Raw genomic sequence first — 22,334 nt, 5'->3', positions numbered from 1 at the left:
TCCTTATCCTGCCTGTCCGCTGCCAGATCCAATCACCACGCCGCCACAACCGACGGCAGTGCCCGTCACGGCAATGGGCTTGCCGTTGACCAGCACTGAGCCGACCCCGCCCGAAATGCTGCGTGGATGAGGCGGGTTGTTGGGTTTGTCGTGAGGGGCCAACGGGTCGCCCTGGCGAGCCACCGGCTTGCCATCGAGAAAGACATCGGGACTGGCGGCAATCACCGGAGAGGGATGGAATCCGTCGTGGTCGGTGCCAATGTCACCGAGCAGTGCGATAGCGGGGCACATAATTATTCTCCATATGAGCGGGGAAGCGCAGTCATTGCGTATCCCCACGCCCCTTTGCAGCAGTGACAATCACGGGGCCTAAAACAAGCAGAGTGGGCCACAGCACAGACCATGCCACTCGAAAAAACCTGATATTTATCAATAAAAACAATACATTAAATAAAATATTGCGAGCCATCAGGCCATAACTCGCAAGCTCTTGCGCAAAACCGGCCACAACTCTGCAAGAGCTTGCTCTGACAGTGAATTTCACCAATGCGCACGCAAAAAATTGCTCAACACAGAACAATCAACTGCTAGTTTGTGCCTGTTGTAGCTGATAGAGCCGGATATTGAGCGCTTTGAGGTCATTTTCCAGCCCTTTCAACTCGGCGGCGGTAATGGGCTCTTGCGATGCTTTTCGCGCCTCCAGTTCACTCAGGCGCAGGCTGAATGGAATGTCCTGCATCAGGTTCTTCTGCACCTCGTAGAGCTGGGACTTGAGGTAGGAGATGGTCACCGTCTTGCGCTGGCGTTCGAGCTCCAGCAGTTGATCGATCAGGGCATCCACCCCGGCCCGGGCATCGAGATAGGTCGGCACCCTGTTGTTGTTCACATCCTGGCTGGCCAAGGCGTTTTGCCACTGCTTGTCCAGCGCCTTGACCGCCAGCGAGTCGGGGTAGAGCATCTGCAGCGAGCTGCGCAATCCTTCCCCGTAGCGATACCAATAGAGCGGCGAGGTCTGCTCCAGCCGGCTCAGCTGGGCCTGGTAGCGGGCCACCAGCTCGCTCTCCATCCCTTGCAGGGTCTGCTCACCAAGGACGATGCGTGCCTGGCGGATATCGTCGTAGCTGAGTGCCCTTGGCAGCTCGGTGGCAGGTTGTTGCAACCGCTCGGCTGCCACTATTTTTTCCTGCTGCTGGTGCTGCCAGCCCAGCCACCCCATCACCGGCAGGGCGCAGCTGAGCAGGCCACAGCCAAACCAGAACCAAGCCGGACGGGGCTTGCGGTGCTGCTCAATCTTGAGCACAGTCGGCTTGACCTGCCCCTTCTCGCGGCCCACCAGTATGCTGCCCTGAGGCAGGTGCGGCGTGGCGGATGCCGATGAGGGGCCGGTGTCGTGCTCCATATCCGGCTTGAAGAACACCATGGGCGGGATCTGCAGATCCTCCTTGAGGCCGGGTTCATCGGAGACGATGACGATCTCGGTCTCATCGAACAGGTGGGTATACCCCTCGATGAAGTGCACCAGATTCTCGACTCGGGGAATGCGGCTCAGGCCCGCGTTGTGCAGCTTTTCACTGATGAGTTGCAGTGCCCGCTCGCAGCGATAGACCAGCCGCTTGTCTTCGTGGCTGATCTGGTACTGGCGGATCACGTCGCTGATGCGGGCGATGAACCAGTCCAGCATCTCGACACGGGCCCGCTCCTGATGCACCGGCGGCCAGAAACTCTCCCACTGGGTCACGATCAGGTTGGCCAGAAACTCGCACCCTTCGGTGAAGCCGCTCAAGCCCTGCAGACGGGAGCGCGCCAGGGTGAAATAGATGGCAGTTTGCAGATCCACCCCGTGTTTCTCGAAGATCTGGCTGGCAAGCTGATGGATCTTGAGCCAGTCCACCTCGGGTCGGGAAGCGTGACTGAGCTTGTTGATTTCGGCGCGCAGCGCTTCATATTCCGGCAGCATCCGGGGATCCCGTCCCACCTTGAGCGCCTGCTGGCCTTGTTGATTTTGTGACATGTCGACTTCCACAGCTTGTAGGGGGCACCGGGTGCCCCCGCTTTATCAATAGAGGGATTCAGGCAATCTGAACTGGCTGAACAGGCCCCCGGTGAAGGGGTTCTGCACGCTGTCGGTATAGACGCGATAGGTCATGGCCCCCTGATCCACCGGGAAGCGCACATCGAAGGTCGCCTCGCTCACCTGGGTCAGCTCCCCCTTGTCCATCAGGCGGAACATGGCCCAGGGGCCGATGAAGCCTTCGCTGCGCGGTGAACGCTCGCGGGCGGCCGGCACCAGAGTGATCTTGCTCTCGGCACCGTCACGCATGGTGTTGGGCCATACCAACGGGATCTTGGTGCGTCGGCCATGGGCGTACTCCAACAGCTGGCCATCCAGATTCAGCACGCTGCGCCGCTTGTTGGCGGTGAGTTCGATGGGCTCGACGGCAAACTGCACTTCCAGGTTGCCCTGCTGGCTGAAGAAGATCTGGCGGATGCGCGCGGCTCTGTCCAGCTGCTTGACCAGCTCGGCCTGCACCGGGGAGCTGAACTCCCCTTCCATCAGGCCGCTCTCCACCATGGGTTTGAGGTTGACCTGATAGAAGCTGTCGAGAGTCCCGTTGGGAGCAAAGAAGCGCTCCATCTCGGAGAGGGGCACATCCTTGGCAGAGCCCGGGTTGAACGGATAGCGATCGGCCAGCTGGCTGTTGAACGGGGTCAGCACCTTGTCCTGCCACTCCTGGTTGAGGGAGGACATAGCAAGATCGATCACCAGTCGCGAGCTCTGATCCGCCAGTTGCCCCACCCAGCGATCGAGTGGCGCCGGCAGGCCGCGGGCGTACTGCTGCAGCGCAAACACCGGGTCTGCGTACTTGTTGGTCATGCGCAGCTGCACTGCCTTGAGGGCCGACTGACCAGGCTCGGTGGCGTTGACGATGAGCTCCAGATAGTGCTGCAGCTCCATCAGTTTCTGGTTCACCTCCTGGATAAGCGGCCCCTGCTCGCCGCGACCGCTCAGGGTGGCATTGGCCGCCATGAAGGGACGCCCGATGCGGGAGGTGATGGCCTGAGCCGGATCCCCCTCCACATCGGAGATCTTGCGGATACGGGTGTTGTCATCGAGGGTCGCCAGCACCCGCTGGAACGGCTGATCGTTGCCCGTAATGGCCGCCAGCACATCGAGCGCCTGCTCGGGACTGGCCAGGGTCTGCACGTCCAGGTTGTTCAACAGTTTTTGCCACTGGTTGACGTAGTCGGTGACGTAGCGGTCGTTGACCTGACGGGTGATCTCCTTGCGATCGGCATCGCTCAGCTGGCTCAGCTTGCGCTGGCCCAGCACCCAGGCGTCCATGGCAGTAAGGTCGATCAATGCCTTGTCCTGCTTGAGGAAAAAGTCGCTGAAACCGGGCCAGGTCAGCAGCCGTGGCAGCAGGCCGGCGTTGTCGCTGCGCAGGGCAAAAACGGTGTCAAAGGTCGGCCCCACCTCGTCGCGCACGTTGAGATCCGGCGCCAGCACATCGTCCGCCTTCACCACCAGGTTCTGGTAGACCCGCTGATACATGGGCAGTTTGCCAAGCTCGCGCTGGGCGCCATAGATAGGCTCCTTGAAGGGAACGAATGCGGTGATGGCCGCCTGATCGCGGGCCGCCCGGGCCGCATACCAGTTGGTGTGATCAAGGGCGTATTCGAGGTGCCCCATCAATTGCTCCTGCACCGCACCCTGCCCCGGGAAGGCCTGCTGCCAGCGGCTCGCCATATACTGCTCCACCAGCGCCTTGTTGCGACCGGAGGCATCGTCGAGCATCCGCATCACCCGCAGGATGGCGAGTTTCTCCTCGCTGCCGGCCGGCGCCTGGTTGAGATCCGCCAGCAAGCCCTGCATCTGGGCCGGCAGGAAGCGCAGGCTCAGCAGTTGCAGATAGGATCCTTCCACATAGGGGCCAATCTCGTCCCCCTGATAGAGGCCGAGGTCGGCCACCAACGGCATGCGCTCACGGTAGTTGCCAAAGGAGAGGGTCGCCTCGCGAATGAGGTTGAGTCGCGGCAGCTGGCTCACACCGAAGGCGTGTTCATCGGCCACCTCGTTGGTTTCCATAAAGGCCTGGGCCTTGGTCAGCACGTTGCGCCCCGCCTCTTCGTTCACACGATAGAAGTAGTGCCAACCGCCGATCAGGGCCGCCGAGAAGAGCGACAGGCAGCCAAGGCCGATGGCCATGCGGCGACGGCGGTAAAGGGTGTGCAACCGGTTCTCCCCGGCCAGATGGGCCTCGGGGAAGATGATGCTGGAGAACAGCTGGCGCACGAAGTAGGTGTTGGACTCCCCGCGCAGGGCCGAGTGGATGGGCTCCGGCAGGTTGTAGCGGCGGGAAGCCGCCTGGGCAAACGCATCGAACGGTACCCCCTGCTGATAGACGGAGCTGATGTAGACCCCCCGCACCAGCAGCGGCTTGCTCTCTTCAATAGCCAGGGTTTCATCGAGCAGGCTGGTCACATAATCCTTGAGGCCAGCCAGCTGGCGCACGAAGGAGAACAGGGCGTTGCGCTGGGCGGCATCGAGCCTGGCCAGCATCAGCTCGGGCAGATTGCGGTTGAGGTTGTCCACCCACTGATCCCAGAACAGGGCCAGATCCTGCTGCCAGTCAGCGCCCGGGTTGAAGGTCACCCCCAGCACAGCCTCACGGGCCTCCTTGTCGAGCTGCTCGTATACCACATCGAAGCCACGCAGCAGATCGAGCTTGGTGAAGGTGACATAGAGGGGCAGTCGGGTGTTCATGGTGGCCGACACCTCCTGCAGGCGGGAGCGCATCAGTTGGGCATAGGCCTTGCGCTCGGCCACGCTGGCATGGGAGAGCCAGGCCAGATCCACAGTCAGTACCAGACCGTTGAGGGGCTGGCGACGACGATGTTCATTGAGCCAGTTCAGCAGATGCAGCCAGAGCCGCTCATGCTTGCGAGCCAGAGGATCCAGCTCGGGTTCGGATTGGGACAGGAGTTCACCGGCGGGATCCAGCATCACCGCCTGCTCCCCCAGCCAGCAGTCGATCAGCTGATCCTGCGCCACGTCGCGCAGTTCGGTGTCGAGTCTCGGGTTGAGTTTGTTGGCCGGGTTGGCGCGATGGATCAGGCTGCTCTTGCCGCTGCCGGGCAGCCCCAGCACCAGATACCAGGGCATGGCATAGAGTGCCCCCTTGCCCAGATGGTCATTCAGTGCCTGCAGCCAGCGGTCCAGAAACAATGCCTGCCGGTCGATGATCCCCTTGACCGGATCCTGCTCCAGCAGGACCTCGGTTTTGCGCTCGGCCTTGAGCTGCTGCATCTTGCGCCACACTCGCCAAGAGATGACCCCCAGCAGCAGCCAGAGCCAGAGCAGGGTGAACACGACCCGTCCCCACAGCGGCTCAAGCGGCTTGGCTTCGCGGAGCTCGAGACGGGGTCCCAGCCACCAGGCCAGGATGAGGGCGACGGCCCAGAGCACCACACCGAGCAGGGGCCAGGAGGGCTTCAATTTCGGCAGCTGTTGCCGCAGAAAGGTAAAGATGGTTTTGAACATAAAATGTGATCCAACTCCGACTCAATGACTCATTTCGGCATTCATTTCGACAACGGGGCCACATGGCTTTCCAGGCGGCTGACCAGTCCCGGTTCCCATTGCGCCAACCCCAGCCGGGTTGCCTCTTGCCACAAGTGTTGATAGTGCTGGCGCGCAAGCGCCTCCATGCCTTCCTGCGCCAACAGCTCCGCCTGCACCAACTGGGCATGGAAACGGTCTCTTGGCTCTTTCAGCTGTGCCATTCGCTCGTCGAGCAGGGCCAGGGCCGCAGCCACTCCCTGCTCCCCATGGCTCTGGGCCACCTCTTCGGCCAAAGAGGATCCCCCTTCGCTGCCGCTTCCTCCCTTGGCCGGCTGCAGCCAGCGGCTGCACTCGGGGGAGAGGAACGCAGAGCCATCGCTGAAGGTGAGCTCCCGCAGGGCCGGCAGGCGCTGCAAAAAGCCGTCGAGCTCCTGCATGATGGCCTGGGCGACGGCAGCAAATCCCAGCTTCTGCGCCACCTCGGCGGAGAGGCGATGTCCCTCGAACCAGTAGGGGGCCAGGGTCAGGCTCTGCTCGATGCGCTGCCAGAGCGCCAGGTCCGGCGAGCTCATGGCGGCGCGATACTCATCCACCATGTCCACCGACATGGGGGCCAGCTGGGTTTTGTTGTCCCGGCTCGTCATGGGCGGCGTGGTGATCCCGGCCCAGATGGCGTGGCGGCGCAGGCGATAACCCACTGGCGCCTCCGACTGGCGCTCGATCAACAGCTCGGCGACCTTGAGCTGGGTCTGGCGCCAGGCGCGATCATTGGAACTGTCGATCTCGACACCGGCACTGCCGCCGCCACCGCCGCTCAGCACCATGGTTGCCGCCGTGCCGGCTGACGAGGCCGTTGCACTCGCGGCCGCCGGCGTGCCTTGCTGCGGCTGTTGGGCGGCATCGGCCTGAGCTTGTGTGGCCTGCTGGCGCTGGGCTCGCTTCAGCCCCATCAACAGCGGATCGAGCAGCTCTCCCTTGTCGGGACACTGGGCCAGCCAGCCTGTTTCCAGCTGTTCGGCCTGCGCCAGCAACTGGGCCAGCTCGGCTACCGAGGCGCTTTCGCAGACCCTTGGCAGCGCCCCCTCGAAGCGCTTGACGATCTGCACCATCAAGCGCTGCTTCTGGGTGGCATTGCCGGGCCAGGCCAGCAGCCAGTAGCTGCCGATCCAGGCTTCCAGCAGGCTGAGGGCAGCGCCGAAAGGCGTCGCCTTGGCCGGATGCTGCAGACAGCGCAGCAGCTGGGCCAGCACCCGCATGTCCTTGGTGCGGTTCTCCAGCAGGAAGAGACAAGCGTCAGCCACCGCATTGAGATCCACCTGGCTGTGGGCCAAAGAGCCCAGCTTGACCAGCTCGGTCTCTACATAGTCCCAGCGCGGCTCGTCGGCCTGTACCTGGCCCTTGATCTGTTCATCCGGCAAGCTGGCCAGCAGGCGTTCACACCAGGGGTGTTGATAGCTCATCGGGCCCCCTACCAGCGACACTGCTGGCGCAGGGGAACCAGCGCCTCTTTCAAACCGCTCAGATCGATGCGCAGCAGGGCACCGTTGTCGGCCCGCACCTGCAGCTCGCGAGACCCAAGCCAGCGTTTGAGCTCCTCGATGGCGGGCAGGCCGCGACCATATTCGAGCAGCAACCCCTGATCTCGCACGAACCAGCTTTGGGAGGCGCGGCTCGGTTGACCATCGAGTTCAATCTGCACCCGCTCCCCGACCCAGGGGGTGTCCAGTCGCAGCCTGACGTGAGTGATGCTGTCGACGCAACCGATGGCCAGGGTCGCCCCGCGCAGGGCCGGACGGGTCAGGGTGACACTGCCCTGCCCCTCATCCTGCACCAGCAAGAAAGGAGGAGTTTGCGGAGTGCGAGCCTGCTCCTGCGCCCAGATGGCCTGCCAGGCGGGGGAGCGGGCGGCCCCCTTCTCATTGGTCGGCGCCTGATCGCTACCGATGGCGTCATAGCAGGCGAGACGCACCAGCGGCGAGGGTTCCTGCCGGCACGCCTGCCAGGCCTTCATATCCGGCGCCGCGGCACCACTGGCCAGCAACAGGGGCAATAGGGCGATGACGCTCATCAGTTCACCTCCAGTTTCTGGCACTTGTGATCCAGGGTGCGTTTGGGAATGTTCAGGCTCTCGGCCACCAGCATGCGGTTGCCCTGGAAGTAGCGCAGACGCGCCTCAATGACAGAGGCCTCGTACTGCTGCATGGCCCGGCGCAGATCCCGAATGTGGTTGTAATCATCCAGCATGCTGGGCAGCAGGGCGCAGATCCGCTCCCGCAGCTCCGGCGGCAATGCCTCCAGCATCACCTCTTCACCGTGACGAGAGTGGGCACAGGCCACCTCCAGCAGGTTGCGCAGCTCGCGCACGTTGCCGGGGAAGTCATAACTTTGCAGCTGTTTGAGGAACTTGCGCTGCAACCCGGCGAGCGCCTTGCCATCCTGAGCGGCAAACTGGGCCATGAAGTGCTGGCACAGCATGGGGATGTCTTCCATGTGCTCGCGCAGGGGGGCGATCAGCAGCAGACACTGGCAGAGACGGTGGTAAAGGTCGGCACGAAATACCCCCTCCTCCACATGACGGGTGAGCGGCTGATGGGTCGCGGCGATGAGGCGAAAATCGGAGTGACACTCCTGTTCGGAACCCAGGGGGCGGTAGCTGCGGGTTTCGAGCACCCGCAGCAACTTGGCCTGCATGGTGGCGGGCATGTCGCCCACCTCGTCCAGGAACAGGGTGCCGCCATTGGCCTGGGCCACCAGACCGACCTTGTTGGACAGTGCGCCGGAGAAGGCCCCCTTCTGGTAACCGAACAGTTCGCTCTCGATGAGGTTCTCCGGGATGGCGGCGCAGTTGATGGCCACGAACGGCTTGGCGGCGCGATCGGAGCACTGGTGCACCAGGCGGGCGACCACCTCCTTGCCACTGCCGGTCTCCCCCTGGATGAGCACGGTCAGCTTGTGGCGACCGGCCTGGCTTATCTGCTCGCGCAGCCCGCGGATCACCGCCGACTGGCCGACCAGCTGGTCGCCGAGCAGCTTCTCGTGCTGACGCAGCCGCTCCCCTTCCCCCTTCATCTGGCGCAGGGAGTCGCGCAATACGGTTTGATCCCGACGGCTACGCCCCAGATCGCGGATAAGGGTGAGCTGGTTGCAAAACACCTGGGAGAGCTGGGCCAGTTCGGTACGTTCCGCCCACTGCTGCAACACATCGCCATCATCCATCATGGCCAGCACGGCAAACGGCTTGCCATTGGCATCCTTGAGGGGAAAGGCGTGCAGGCCGCACTGTTGGCCAAGGTTGGCCAGCAGGGCCCGAAACCCTGCGTGCTCGATACGCGCACCGCCATAGAGGGAGTCCCAGGTTCGGGACTGCGCCTTGTGCAGCACATAGGCAAGCGGATGGGAGAAATCATCCACCGCCAGCGCCAGGGACACTTCCCGCCCCTTGACCCAGCCTTTGCATTCGAGCTGGCGACCACTCACATCCAGCATGCCAAGCAGGATCCCCTTGGGCTGGAAGCTGGCATCGAGAGTCGATGTCCACCAGTGGCACAGATGCTGCTCGTCCCGCTGCTCGGTCAACGCAAGGGCAAATGCGAGGGCTTGTTCCATGGTCAGCCCTCCACCTCGGCGACAAACTGGTGATCGGCCACGGAAAAACGAACCCGGTTGATGGGCTCACCGGCCGAGAGACGCTGCAACAACTGCAGGGAGACCGGCGGCAACAGGGCGCCATCGATGACGGATTCGAGCATGCGGGCCCCGTTCTCGCTGCGATTGGCGCGCAGCAGTATCTCTTCGGCCACGGCCTCTTCCAGTACCACCTCGGCCCCGAAACGCTCCTTGAGCAGCTTGACCAGACGGTTGAGTTTGCCCCCCACGATCTGCACCAAGGTATCGTGGCCGAGCGGCAAGTAAGGGATCACTTCCATCCGTGCCAGCAGCGCCGGTTTGAAGAAGGCGGCAAGCTCCGGATAGATAGCATCCTGCAGCTCGTCCGGCCGCTCGGCGTAATCGACGATGGTCTGGAAGCCGAGGTTCGAGGTGAGGAAGAAGACCACGTTCTTGCAGTCGATGATGCGCCCTTCCCCGTCCGCCAGCTCGCCCTTGTCGAACGCCTGATAGAATAGGTTGAGCACGTCCGGATGGGCCTTTTCCACCTCATCCAGCAGCACTACGGAGTAGGGCTTCTGACGAATCGCTTCGGTCAGTATGCCCCCCTCACCGAAACCAACGTAGCCAGGGGGCGAGCCGATGAGGCGCGAGACGGTGTGCTTCTCCTGATACTCGGACATGTTGATGGTGGTCAGATACTGGCGCCCGCCAAACATCAGCTCGGCAATCTGCAGCACGGTTTCGGTCTTGCCGACCCCGCTCGGTCCCACCAGCAGGAAGGCCCCCAGCGGCCGACCCGGGCGACGCAGATCGGCGCGGGCAGTCAGCAAGTGTTTGTGCAGGTGGGTCACCGCCACATCCTGCCCCTTGATGAGATCCCCGAGGTACTCGGGTAGCCGGGTCACCACGTCGAGCTCCCCCTGGGAGATGCGATTGAGCGGCACCCCGGTCCACTCGGCGATCACCGCCGCAATCTGCTTCTTGTCGACGTGGGCGGAGACCAGCACTTCCCCCTGCTGCAAGGTGGAGAGCTCGTACTCGAGCCCGGCCAGCATCTCGGCAGCGGCCTGGGGATCGAGCGGGGCATCCGCCAGGTCCAGGGCTTCCCCTTGCTCGTCGGCCAGGAGAGCCGCACGCAGCTCGACGATCTGGTGGACCAGCGCCTGCTGCTGCTGCCACCGGGACTCCTGCTCGCGCAGGGCATCACGGCAACGCTGCTGCTCGGCCTGCAGCTCGACCAGTCGCTCTTCGTTGTCACCGAGCCCGATCAGGCTCTGGCGCTCCAACTGGCGGATCTCCAGCTCGCGCTGGCGCAGCTCGTTTTGCAGGTGGCTGACGGCGCGCGGCGGCGTAGTCAGGTTGATGGCCACCCGGGCACAGGCGGTATCGAGCACGTCGATCGCCTTGTCCGGCAGCTGACGGCCAGAGATGTAACGGGCGGAGAGCTGGGCGGCGGCCTGCAGCGCCTCTTCATCGATGAGCACCCCATGGGCTTTCTCGTAGATGCTGCGCAGGCCGCGCAGGATCACGGTGGCCTCGTCGGCATTGGGCTCGCTCACCTTGACCAGCTGGAAACGGCGCGACAGGGCAGCGTCTTTTTCTACGTACTTCTTGTATTCGCTCCAGGTGGTGGCGGCGATGGTACGCAGCTCACCCCGGGCCAACGCCGGCTTGATGAGGTTGGAGACATCCATCCCACCGGCCTGGTTGCCGGCACCGATCAGGGTGTGAGCCTCGTCGATGAAGAGGATGACAGGACGCACTGAGTCCTTGACCTCCTGCATCACTCCCTTGAAGCGCTTTTCGAACTCCCCCTTGACCGAGGCACCGGCCTGCATGGCGCCGAGATCGAGCGTCATCAGCTCCACCTCGCGCAGCTTCTCGGGCACCTGGCCCGCCACCATGCGCAGGGCCAGCCCCTCGATGAGTGCGCTTTTACCGACACCCGCCTCGCCAACCACGATGGGGTTGTTCTTGCGACGGCGGGAGAGGATGTCGATCATCAGGTCGATTTCGTGATCCCGGCAGAGCACGGGATCCAGGCTGCCCTGACGGGCCTGCTCGGTCACGTTGACGGTGAAGCGGGCCAGCAGGCTGGCATCGGCCGGCAGGGCAGCCCCAGTCCCACTCTTGGCGGCACTGCCGCTGGCAGCCGCCACCTGGGTCTCGGCGGATTCCTTGACCCACTCGTCAAACTGCTGGCGCAACAGCTCGCGGTTGACGTTGGCCAAGAGGCGAGTCACGGAGCCGGGCAGGTAGCGCTGCGGGGTCATCAGGAGCACCAGCAGCATGACGCCGCTGCGAAGCTGACCATGCTGCAACTCGGCAGAGGCGAGCAACCAACTGTCTTGCAGCCACTCGACCAGCAGTGGCGAGAAGGAGGGATAACCCTGACCATAGCCATTGTCAGCCGCGGAGGGTTGCAGCAGGGTCTTGAGCTCCTCGACCTCCACCTCGGCCATTTTCAGGATCTGGCGTACATCGCACAGGGGCGTTTCCAGCATCTTGAGCAGCAGGTGCTCAATGCGGATCTCGGCTCCCTGATGGTTGACGCAGAGGGCCGCAGCCTCCTCCAGCATGTGACGGCAGATGGGGTTGAGTCTTTCCACCAGTACCGGTAGCTCTATACGAATCAAGGCGTGCTCTCCTTAAGAAAATTATTTTAATAATTCGCCCAGTTGACGCAGCACGTCCTGGGTCTGGTTATTGAGTTGGTAGTGATAGAGACCAAAGATGATGGCCAGGATCAGGGCTCCCCCCATGAACAGGCTGCGCAGGGAAATCTGCTTGCGCAGCTGATAGCGGGAGGCCTGACGGCCGAGGTCCAGGTGAAACACGCTGGGGGCTTCGGCGGCGCTCTCGGGGGCCAGCTGTCTGTGCAACTGCCGGACGATGCGTTCGAACTCCCCTTGCCCCTTGTTCATCACCTTGTAACGCCCCTCGAAGCCGAGACAGAGGCACAGGTAGATGAACTCCAGGATGTCGCGATAGCGCTCGGGGTCTTCCTGCAGGCGGGCGAGCAGCACGAACACCTTCTCGCCACCCCAGGTCTCGTTATGGAAACGGGCCAGCAGGGAGTGCTGGGACCATTCACTCTGACTGCCCCAGTCGCGACCCATCACGGCCTCGTCGATGAAGGTGCAGAGGATGTAGCGAAACGAGAGCACTACACCGTTCTCGTAGCCCTGGGCCATCAGCTCCTGCTCGATGGCCTGGATCTCGGTCACCACCCGCTGGTAGAGCTCGGGCACCCGATCGTAGCGTGACAGCAGGCGCACTCGCTGCACCAGCCCCAGCAAGGGGGTCACCGCATCGATCATGGGATTGATGCTCTGGCCGCGCAGGCGGAACCAATAGTCCGAATCCATGTCCAGCTGCTCGGCATGATCGAACAGCAGGTCGCTGAGTTGCTCGTTCTTGATAATGTCCGTGGTCATCTCTGCTTATTCCTTTGATGCGATCATTGGCTGCGGATGGCCCAAAGCTGCATGTCGAGCTCGGGGAAGTCGCCGGCAATGTGGAAGGCAAGGGTGTTGCTGACCGCCAGCATCTGCCAGGCCGGGCTCTGCTTGTCGAGCTGGAAGTAGCTGTAACCGGCGTGATAGGGCAGCTGGCGCGGCGCCACCGGCAGCGGCAGCAGCGGAATGCCGGGCAACTGCAGACTGATGAGCTCGCGGATCTTGTCGCTGGAGGCCACCTTGGTCTGTTGCAGCAGCTGTTTGCGCAGTTGCTCCTGGGGCATGCGGGCACGCACTGCCAATACGAAATCAGCGCTTTGCATCAGCTCGCTCTCGTTCACCATGGCCACCACTATGCCGTACTGGTGCTTGCGCAGCTGGATGGAGACGGCGCGCGGTGACAGCACTGTGCTCAGCGCCTGGCGCAGGGCCAGCATCACAGGCTCGAAGCTCACCTGTTGATCGTCGTGCCGATAGGCCGGGAACTCCGGCGGCAGGCGAGACTCGTCGGTGAAAGTCATCAGCTCGCCACAAAGTTGCACCAGGGCCTCGTGCAACCGCTCCGGATGCAGGGTGCCAAGGCGCGCCAGATGCGAAAGCTGGGGCTGGGCCCGGTTCAGGAGCTGCAACATCATGAACTCGGCCACATCGGCCACCCCTTGCTGGCCGGGCGCTGCGATGCGTTGGGAAAGGCTGCGCGCCCGCTCCGCCACCAAACCCGCCGACTCGCCGAGGAAGCGTTTGAGGGCCGGAATGGCCGACACGCTGATGCTGCAGGGCATGAAGTTGGGATCCAGGACCAGACCGCCATCGGGGCGTTTGTCCAGAATGCGGGCGATGGCCAAGGAGGCGTAGGCACTGCGATCTTCGCGCTCCAGCATCAAACGCAGGCTGACCCGCCCCACTTCGAGGGAGACCACGTCTCCCCCTTCGCTGTGAAGATCGCGCACATCATGGCGATGGGCCTGCAGCCGGGTAGCCACCTGGCCGCCCTGCCCCACCTCGTTGACGCCACTCACCGAGAGCGGCAGCGCCAGATAGACCTTCTGGTTGGCCACCGAGGCATCGGTGACTTCCAGCGGCGTCGGCAGCACATCGTCGTTGGGGATGTTAAACACGGTACCGTCCGGCAGTATGCCGGTGGCCCCCACCAGGGCGATGCGGCCAAAGCCGAGGTAATCCTCGTTGATGGCGAGCGACTGCAGCCCGTAGAAATAGTCGGACAGCGCGCTCAACCTGGCGTGCAGCGCGTAATCCGAATGTCTTTGTTGTTGCTGGAAGTGCTGGGGCTTGATGAAGAGCCCCTCACGCCAGATAACCCGATTTCGACTCGACATAATTATTCTTCTTCTTTCTTCAGTTCCACTTCATCCAGACGCAGATGCACCAGGATTTGATAGGCGCGCCCCTTGCTCTTGACCTTGATGACCTTGCGCCATTCGGCGCTGTCCGGATCGGCGTAGCGGGCAATCACCCCGATGTAACGCACCTTCTCGTCAAGCTTGACGGGAGGCAGGTATTTGAACTGGCCCGGCAGCAGGGTGTAGTCCTGATGGTCCAGGTAGTTCTTGCCAAGGGCCTTCTCCACGTCCTCGGTCACCTGGTCGTAATCGGTGGCGAGCAGCTTGGAGTCTTCCGCCAGCACCACCACCTGAAACTCGATGGGCGCCGCCTCCCCGCTCTCGTTGGGGTTGACGTCCGGCTCCGCCAGCAGGCTCAGCCCCAGGGTGGACGGTTGATCATCATTGCTGCCCACCTGGATGTCCGGGTTCATGGCCACGTCGGCCATCTTGCCCATGGTGGTACAGCCCGCCAGGGCCAGCAGAGCCGCCCCCAGCATCAGCGCGCGTATCATCAAATCAGTCCCTGTTGCTGACGCACGGCCTGGTCATAGGCCTGGGCATAAACCTGGTGGAACAGCTTGTCGAACCCCTGCTGACGGGCAGAAGTGAGTTCGCGGTAGTAGTGCTGGTACATGTTCCAGGCCCAACCCTCGTCGGCCACGCCCGGCGCCCCGCTGCGGCGGTAGTGTTCGAACCGGCCGAGCAGCGCCTGGGGCGAGAAGGCTTGCAGTATGCTGTCCAGCGCCGCACCGATGGCCTGCTGGTTTGCCACGTGGTGAATGCGCACGTTGTGCAGACTCTCGGCCACCGCCGCCGGGGCGCTCAGGTGGACCGGGCTCTTCTGCTCGGCAAACATCACCGCCAGGGTCTCGTCATAGTCGAGCCCCAGACGCAGCGGATTGTCCTCGATGGGGCGCAGGTGCTTGTCAGCCAGCGCCGCCTGCTCCTGTTGCAGTTGCAGCAGCCCTTCCACCATGGCCCGCACCGTCTTGCCCATCTCTTCGAGCATGTCGTGGGCCTGCTGGGTGTCCTGCAGTTGCAGGGATTGACCCAGGCCGCGCATCAGCGGCGTCAGGGCCACGTGGTCAACACCATCCAGGGAGGGCTGATAGTCGGGATGGGTCTCGATGTTCGGCATATCCAGAAATTCTTGGTTCATGGTGTTCTCGACGGCAGAAAAGGGGGCCAGGGATACGGGATCCGTATCCGGTTGGGAGTGCAACTGCGCCTGCAGGCGGGTATCCGCCAGCGGGGCCGAGGCTGCGCGCTCCTGCTGCAATGCCAGCAAGGGATCGGCAGCCAGGGTGCGTGGATCGTCCATGGTCCGGGCGGGTTCATCCCCGGCCAGCCACTCGTCGAGCTGCTCGGCGGGGCGAGTGCCCAGCACCTGCTGCAGGCTCTGTTCGGGAGAAACGGCGCCCAGATAGGCTCGCAACCGGAACGGGCCGACGATCAGCTCGTCGCCCTGTTCGAGGTGTACCTTGCGGGCCCGCCCGATGGGCGAGGTGGCACCATTGATATAGGTCTGTCCGCTCAGATCACACAGGCAGAAGCGACCGTCATGCAGTTCGATCCGGGCATGGGCCGGCAACACGGCCCCCAGTCTGTCCCGCAGCGGCCAGTCATCCTGCTCGGAGGCTCCCAGGGTGCCCCCCGTCTCGTCGAAGCGGTACTGCACCTGCTGGCTGCCGTCGAGCTGTTCGCTGTTGAGCACCACCAGGGATAGTTGCTGGTTAAAATCGTCCACATTCACTCCTGCACTTGTTCCTACACTTAATTTCCTGCGCTTATTCCTGTACACAGATGGTCACGAACGGATCACTCGGTGGCTGACCGAGAAAGGTACTCCACCCCAGGCGCGCGCTCTGCTCCTCCCCCAGACGCAATCCCCTGGCCTGTTCCTGGCCGAAGCCAAGTCGCAGATCCCAGGCCAACTGGTCTCGCAGGATGAAGGAAACAAAGGTCACCAGGGCATGGAAGTGCTCCCCGTTCGGGAGAAACCCGAGAAACTGGCTAAAACTCAAATCGTTGATCTTCAATAAAAACTTGCCAGCACAATCGTTCACCTTGTCGCCGATGACGAAATCCCCTCCCAGGGTGGCGCAGGCCTGGCCCAGTCGGTTTTGCTGATCCGGATGGATGGGCACCTTGCGCCACTGCCAGGCACTCACCTCTACATCCGCCAGATCGAAACAGTGGGCCACCAAACCAGCTACCACTTCGGGGGAGCGGCTGGGGCTGGCCAGGAGCCCTGCATAGGAGAGCATCTTGGCGCGGTTGACCGGCAGGCTGCGGCAGACGGCCTCATTACCGAGCCCCACCAGGGCGAACATCAGGCGGGAAAAACCATCCTCCCCGTTGTCCTGAAAGCGCACGTGGTAGCGATACTTGCGCCAGAGGCGGTGCAGCAGGGTCAGCAGGCGGTGGTGGAAAAAATCCAGAAACAGGCCGAGCTTCTGCTCCCCCTGGGCGTATTCCCACGCCAGGGAATCCAGGTAGTAGCCGGGCATGGGAGACTGGCTGCCGTGCAGACCGAGAAACGCCACTTCCAGCTCGTGGCGTCCCTGTGCGTCCTGGCCAATCTGCAACACGTCGCTGGTGGGAAAGCCCAGGGAGGCAGTCGCCTTGAAACGGATGTTCTCGTTCCCCGGCAGATAGTCGAGCCCTCGCTCCTGATCGGCACCATCCAGCCGGTTGAGCAACTCCACCAGCTGGAAGAAATTGAAGCGCGGTGCGTCCTTGCCGGACGTCACATCAGGGAGTGTTGACCGATCTGGACTGGCCACTGGTAACGCTCCTTGTTGTCGAGATTGACCACCTCAAGCAGGTGGAAGGCATTGACGCTGGCATACAGCGAGAAAAAGTGGGCCAGCACGGTACTGAAGAGATAAAGCTCCCCTTCGCTGCCAAAGGCGGACTGGCGAATGGAGAGCTGTGACTTGAGCCCGCGCACCGGCATGCCGCGCACCAGACGGTCAACCGGATTGGTCTTGATCTCCTCGATCCCCGCCAGGCGCTTGCGCGACGCCTGCTCCGCCTGTTTGTCGTGCAGCGCGGGAAAGTCATAAGTGCGCAGCACCTGCACCAGCGCATCGCGCCGCAGCAGGGAGACATAGTTGAGCGACAGGTTGGAGATGAGGGTCCAGTGCAAACTGCCGTCGAGGGCCGGTCGCAGTGGCCGGGTCGGCCTGATGAGATTGCGAAAGGTGGCAAACGAAGGAGAACTGCCGGTCGGCACACAGATGCTGCCCACCTTGAGCCGCGCGGCGCGGGAGCGGTTGGTACAGGTCAGGGTGACCGAGATCGACTCGTCAAGCTCATGAGTGACCGTCTCGTCCCCGCGCACGAACGACAGATAGTGATCAAAGCCATCCCCGCTCACCGACTCCTTGACCCGTACCCGGTAGTAGAGCGCCAGTCGCTGCTTGGCCCGCTCAATCTGGTGCTGGAAGCTCTCGAACGGTTGATAGATGCGCGGCGTACCGCGCGAGCGACCCAGGTTGCCCTCGACCCACCCCTCGACGTCGTCGACCGAGAAGATCTCGAAGCTGTCCGCGTGGCGATAGCTCGCCTTGAGCGGATACTCCGCCTGACGCCCATTGAGATTGACCGGTTCGCTGTCGTGCTGGAACAGGTTGATGGCCGGCACACAGTTGAGCATGAAGGAGTCGGGACGGATCTTGAGCTCCGCTGGCAGGGGCCGATCGAAGCAGAAGTGAAGTTTGAATTCACTCACCGGCAACGGTTGTTTCGGCCAGTCACCACCGGCGAGTTCGAAGAACAGAAAGCTTTCCGGGAAGCAGAAATATTCCTGCAGGATCCGGTAGCCGGAGTAGACGTTGTTCGGATAGGGCAGCAGCGCATCGTCGCGCTCGAAGCCAACCGGTTTAAGCGCACTGGCCTCCTGGCGAAAGCGCTTTCCGTCGATCTCGAGCTCGATATGGGAAAGCTGGTTGGAGAGCCAGAAATAGAGTTCATAGGCGGTGTAGCTGTCACCACCGAGGTACAGGCGCAGCTTGTCCAGTTGCAGCTCGCTCAGCGGCAAGGGGGCATGCAGGGCGATGTCCAGCGAGATGGTGGAGAGATCGTTGCCGCTCTGGGCCGCGATATGACGAATATCCGCCGGGTAGACCCAGGTATCGTGACAGGTACGGAAATGACAGGTCACCTCGTCCAGAGGCAGACTGTCGAGCTGGCATCCCTGCTTGACCAGCGCAGGCTGGGCGATGGCCCCCGGAATGACCGAAAACTGCATGATGGTCATGCTGGGCACGGGACGCAAATAGTTGGGCCAGAGCATATTGAGCAGACCATGGGTCAGCTCGGGAAACTCATCCTCTATCTTGGCGCGCAGATTGCCGGTGAGAAACGCGAAGCCTTCCAGCAGGCGCTCCACATCCGGATCGGAATTTTGCTCCGACAGAAAGCGGGTGAGCTCGGGATGGCTATCTGCAAATTCGCGCCCTTGCAGGCGCAAAAATGCCAACTCATCCCTGAAGTAATGTTCCAGCGACATTGATCAGACCATGCGGTAGTGACGGTGACTGTCCATATGGACGTTGAACGAGGTAACCTGCTCGATATGCTCCAGCCTCACGTGGGCCGTCACCTGAAACGACATCTCAAGCGGAGTCGCCTGATAGTCGGGTGAACGGACATCCACATGAATGATCCGCGGTTCATAACGACGGATGCACTGCCGGATCGCCTCGCGGATCCGCCCCTTGATATCCGCACTGCCCTGGGTCGCGTCATTGAGATCGATGACACCCAGATCGGGAGCACTGCGGCAGTTGCCGGGACGGGTATTGAGGATCTGTTCGAGCTGCCGTTTGACAGACTCGACCAGCTCATCCGCTTCCGAACGGGGGGAAGAGACCAGCCCCTCCCCCCGGATACGATCAAACAGACTGGCCGCATTTCCTCTATCCCAGGAAGAGAGATGCGGCATAGGGCATTATTCCTTGTCCAGTCGACCTACCAGAGACAGCTCGAAGCTGGCTCCCATGTACTTGAAGTGCGGGCGCACGGCCATGGCGACCTGATACCAGCCCGGTTCCCCTTCCACGTCCAGCACCTTGATCTGGGCGGCACGCAGCGGGCGACGGCTGCGTACGTCTGCCGGCGGGTTCTCCTGATCGGCAACGTACTGCTTGATCCAGCCATTGAGCTCGCGCTCCAGATCCTGACGCTCCTTCCAGGAGCCGATCTGCTCGCGCTGCAGCACTTTGATGTAGTGCGCCAGACGGTTGATGATGAACATGTAAGGCAGCTGGGTACCCAGCTTGTAGTTGGTCTCGGCCTCTTTGCCTTCCTTGGTGTTCGGGAAGACCTTGGGCTTTTGCACCGAGTTGGCGGAGAAGAAGGCGGCATTGTCGCTGTCTTTGCGCATGGTCAGGGTGATGAAACCCTCTTCCGACAGCTCATACTCGCGACGGTCGGTGATCAGCACCTCGGTCGGGATCTTGGCTTGCAGCTGACCCATGGCCTCATAGACATGCACCGGCAGATCATGGATGGCACCACCACTCTGGGGACCGATGATGTTCGGGCACCAGCGATACTTGGCGAAGCTGTCGGTCAGGGAAGTGCCCATCAGGTAGGCGGTGTTGCCCCACAGATAGTGATCGTGATCCGAGCTGATATCTTCCCGGTAATTGAAGCCCTTGATGGGGTTCTCGGTCGGATCATACGGCAGACGCGCCAAGAAGCGCGGAGCGGTCAGCCCCAGATAACGGGCATCTTCGGATTCACGCAGTGAACGCCACTTGGTGTAGGCCGGGCCTTCGAAGACCGACTTGAGATCCTTGATGGAGGGCAGATCGGTGAAGCTGTCGACACCGAAGAAGGCGGGCGCAACGGAGGAGATGAAAGGCGCATGGGCCATGGCACCGACGGCGCTGACATACTGCATCAGCTTGATATCGGGCGAGCTGTGGGTAAAGGCATAATCGCCGATCACGGCCCCGATGGGCTGACCACCAAACTGGCCATAGCCAGTGGAGTAAACATGCTTGTAGAGACCGGATTGAGTGATTTCGGGTGAAAATTCGAAATCTTCCAGCAGCTCTTCCTTGGTCGCATGAAGCACCTGGATCTTGATGTTTTCACGAAAATCGGTGCGATCCACCAGCAATTTCAGCGAACGCCAAGAGGACTCCATCTCCTGCAGCTCCTTGGCATGCAGGATAACGTCCATCTGCTTGCTCAGCTTCTTGTCGAGCTCGACAATCATGCTGTCGACCAGCGCCTTGTTGACCGGCTCAGCCGTGCTACCACTGTCCAGAATGTTGGCGATCAGGGCGGCGACGCCTTGTTTGGCAACACTGTATCCCTCGTCAACCGGGGTGATACGAGCCTGCGCCATGATTTCGTCCAGCAGGGAGGACGAGGAGGCGGCACTCGCCCCCGCTTGAACCTGTTCTTCGACCAAAGACATGTTTATTCCTTTCTCGTCAATCAATACAACCCGCCGATCACTCGGCTGGCTTAATCAAATCCAGCTCCTTGAGCAGCTGCTCACGAGCCTCATCACTGGACAGCAGATCCTGCAAACGATTGCGGAAGGCAGGAATATTCCCCAGCGGCCCTTTCAGGGCAACCAGCGCCTCGCGCAGTTCCAGCAGCTTGCGCAGCTCGGGAACCTGCTGGGCCACGCTGTCAGGGGTGAAGTCTTCCAGAGACTGGATCTTGATCGACACCGGCAGTTCGTCCTGGCTGTTCTCCTCCAGGCGGTTGGGAACAGCAAACTTCAGCTCCAGTGCAGACTCTTTCATGACGGAAGAGAAGTTGTTCTTGTCGATTGAAACGGTTTGGCGCTCCTCGATGGGAGTGTCTTCGGTACGCCCTTTCATATTACCGACTACCATCATGGTCAACGGAAGTTCTATTTCCGCTTGCTGACCACCGGTTGCCGGTACATATTTGATATTAATACGCTCTTTGGGCGCGACAGTGGCGCCATCAATTCCTTTTCCCATGCTCTAAATACCAAGTTAAGGGTCACATCAAGGCCCTAAAGCTTATAGCCAACATCCTCCCCATCAACTGTAAGATATGACAGTTGACGGCCACGCCGATATAACCGACGAAAGATTCATTGGCCGACGGTGCATTTTCGACACACTAAAGCAAATGCTCTAAATATCGAACATGCAATATCTTCTTGTTATCTATAACAACAACCCGATTACGCCTCTATTCTGTGTTAGAGGTCATTAGGCATAAGAGCCATTTGCGCCGCATGGTATATGCATGCATTATTTGCAGTCAATTGATTATTTATTGATGATGCAGTAACCAGTAAAACACATGCATACAAAGAACTTATAAAACAAACACTTACAACACCTCATGGCAAGTTAAAAATAAATAATCACGTTCAAGCAAAATCTACCAATTGCACACAAATATTGAGTGCTTTTGCCGATTTAAACGTCAATAAAGGTAACTGTCATATAACCATTATCATCATTGCGACAAGAGTGGACGCAGCAATGCTGAGCACCAACAACAAACTGATAACACAATAAGGTTGTAGACCTTACCATTCATGATGATAAATGATTACTTCACTGCACTTATATTCCCCCCTGGATAACGCATTATTCAACGCCATATCGCTTTATTGACAAGATGATAAAATCATCTGCCATCATAACAATCTCAGTATCCCATGGGGTTGTTATCAGACATCCAACGACCTTCACAGACTTGACATATCCATGTCATTTTCAGCCCGTCTATATCCCTTCTTTATTATTTCTGTGGCCACTCAAAAAAGTCGCGGGGAACAATCCAGAAGATCACCCAAGAACAGCGCCTCATACGAGGACCTTCTAGATCACGGTAGAGTGGCTTGCTTATCGTGTCAGGAAGGAAGAGCTGTACTTGGAAGCAACCCAGCCCAAAAGGGATCGCAATGGAGCCATTCATGATAGTGAGTGAGAAGATTTTTGAGGAAGCGCGATTGGCTGTATCTCTCACCCCAAGGCAGGCACCACTACTCAGTTTTTGAACGAATCAAGTAGGACAAGGGGCTGTTCGAAACTTGCTGAGTTAAAGATGGATTATCCTGCTGCCAAGTATATTGGAGTATATAGGTCAAGTCTTCGCCTGAATAATATATTGTTCCGCTCTTGCTCCAAGTAGTATATGAAACACTAAAGGTGCAGTGAAAATATCGAGTACATGCCTACCAAAATGGATTTTCATGGAGATTAACCACTTTCTCACTGCCAGTGAGAAAGTGGTTAATCCATGGTTTATAAATACTAATTTATTTACTACAACTTTGATTGGTGTTGTTCTTTAAATCATTAGTCCGGCCTGCGTTAGCGATAAGACAAGACAAGACAAGAC

General features: G+C 60.6%; 16 protein-coding genes. All 16 read right to left on the bottom strand.

Going from position 1 to position 22,334, the window contains the following annotated elements; genetic code table 11:
- Positions 1-3: 3 nt before the first annotated feature.
- On the bottom strand, positions 4-291 hold the full coding sequence (locus BN1123_RS16970; RefSeq protein WP_042028472.1) for a type VI secretion system PAAR protein: 288 nt from the start codon (positions 289-291) through the stop codon (positions 4-6).
- A gap of 289 nt (positions 292-580) precedes the next feature.
- Positions 581-2,011 (bottom strand): VasL domain-containing protein, encoded by a 1,431-nt coding sequence (locus BN1123_RS16965; RefSeq protein ID WP_042028470.1) that lies wholly within the window; start codon positions 2,009-2,011, stop codon positions 581-583.
- A 45-nt stretch (positions 2,012-2,056) separates the two neighbouring features.
- Complete coding sequence (tssM, locus tag BN1123_RS16960) at positions 2,057-5,542, bottom strand: type VI secretion system membrane subunit TssM (RefSeq protein ID WP_042028468.1); 3,486 nt, start codon at positions 5,540-5,542, stop codon at positions 2,057-2,059.
- 41 nt (positions 5,543-5,583) lie between these two features.
- Positions 5,584-7,023, bottom strand: a complete 1,440-nt coding sequence (gene tssA / locus BN1123_RS16955; protein WP_042028467.1) for a type VI secretion system protein TssA — start codon at positions 7,021-7,023, stop codon at positions 5,584-5,586.
- Positions 7,024-7,031: 8 nt separating this feature from the next.
- Positions 7,032-7,631, bottom strand: a complete 600-nt coding sequence (gene vasI, locus BN1123_RS16950; RefSeq protein ID WP_042028465.1) for a type VI secretion system-associated protein VasI — start codon at positions 7,629-7,631, stop codon at positions 7,032-7,034.
- A complete protein-coding gene (locus BN1123_RS16945; RefSeq protein WP_042028464.1) occupies positions 7,631-9,169 on the bottom strand; it encodes a sigma-54 interaction domain-containing protein in 1,539 nt (512 codons plus the stop codon). Before BN1123_RS16945 ends, vasI begins: the two co-directional genes overlap by 1 nt.
- 2 nt (positions 9,170-9,171) lie before the next feature.
- A complete protein-coding gene (tssH, locus tag BN1123_RS16940) occupies positions 9,172-11,808 on the bottom strand; it encodes a type VI secretion system ATPase TssH (RefSeq protein ID WP_042028463.1) in 2,637 nt (878 codons plus the stop codon).
- A 21-nt stretch (positions 11,809-11,829) separates the two neighbouring features.
- Complete coding sequence (icmH, locus tag BN1123_RS16935) at positions 11,830-12,609, bottom strand: type IVB secretion system protein IcmH/DotU (RefSeq protein ID WP_042028462.1); 780 nt, start codon at positions 12,607-12,609, stop codon at positions 11,830-11,832.
- Between the two features lie 23 nt (positions 12,610-12,632).
- A complete protein-coding gene (gene tssK, locus BN1123_RS16930; protein WP_042028459.1) occupies positions 12,633-13,967 on the bottom strand; it encodes a type VI secretion system baseplate subunit TssK in 1,335 nt (444 codons plus the stop codon).
- Positions 13,968-13,969: 2 nt separating this feature from the next.
- The gene (gene tssJ / locus BN1123_RS16925; protein ID WP_042028457.1) at positions 13,970-14,485 is read right to left on the bottom strand and encodes a type VI secretion system lipoprotein TssJ; all 516 of its coding nucleotides are present in this window, start codon (positions 14,483-14,485) and stop codon (positions 13,970-13,972) included.
- Complete coding sequence (tagH, locus tag BN1123_RS16920) at positions 14,485-15,720, bottom strand: type VI secretion system-associated FHA domain protein TagH (RefSeq protein WP_042028456.1); 1,236 nt, start codon at positions 15,718-15,720, stop codon at positions 14,485-14,487. The genes tssJ and tagH overlap by 1 nt, the downstream gene beginning before the upstream one ends.
- Positions 15,721-15,760: 40 nt before the next feature.
- Positions 15,761-16,759: a type VI secretion system baseplate subunit TssG gene (gene tssG, locus BN1123_RS16915; RefSeq protein WP_026457015.1), complete on the bottom strand. Its 999-nt coding sequence runs from the start codon at positions 16,757-16,759 to the stop codon at positions 15,761-15,763.
- The gene (gene tssF, locus BN1123_RS16910; RefSeq protein WP_026457013.1) at positions 16,723-18,489 is read right to left on the bottom strand and encodes a type VI secretion system baseplate subunit TssF; all 1,767 of its coding nucleotides are present in this window, start codon (positions 18,487-18,489) and stop codon (positions 16,723-16,725) included. The genes tssG and tssF overlap by 37 nt, the downstream gene beginning before the upstream one ends.
- A gap of 3 nt (positions 18,490-18,492) precedes the next feature.
- Positions 18,493-18,924: a type VI secretion system baseplate subunit TssE gene (gene tssE, locus BN1123_RS16905; RefSeq protein WP_042028453.1), complete on the bottom strand. Its 432-nt coding sequence runs from the start codon at positions 18,922-18,924 to the stop codon at positions 18,493-18,495.
- Positions 18,925-18,930: 6 nt separating this feature from the next.
- A complete protein-coding gene (gene tssC / locus BN1123_RS16900; RefSeq protein WP_026457012.1) occupies positions 18,931-20,412 on the bottom strand; it encodes a type VI secretion system contractile sheath large subunit in 1,482 nt (493 codons plus the stop codon).
- Positions 20,413-20,449: 37 nt separating this feature from the next.
- Positions 20,450-20,953, bottom strand: coding sequence for a type VI secretion system contractile sheath small subunit (gene tssB / locus BN1123_RS16895; protein WP_042028451.1), 504 nt, complete (start codon positions 20,951-20,953; stop codon positions 20,450-20,452).
- Positions 20,954-22,334: the final 1,381 nt, after the last annotated feature.

The organism is Aeromonas enteropelogenes (assembly GCF_000819845.1).
In the GTDB taxonomy this organism is placed as follows: Bacteria; Pseudomonadota; Gammaproteobacteria; order Enterobacterales; family Aeromonadaceae; genus Aeromonas; species Aeromonas enteropelogenes.
Note: the sequence above shows the minus strand (reverse complement) of the source record. Positions and strands in the feature narration are given on the sequence as shown.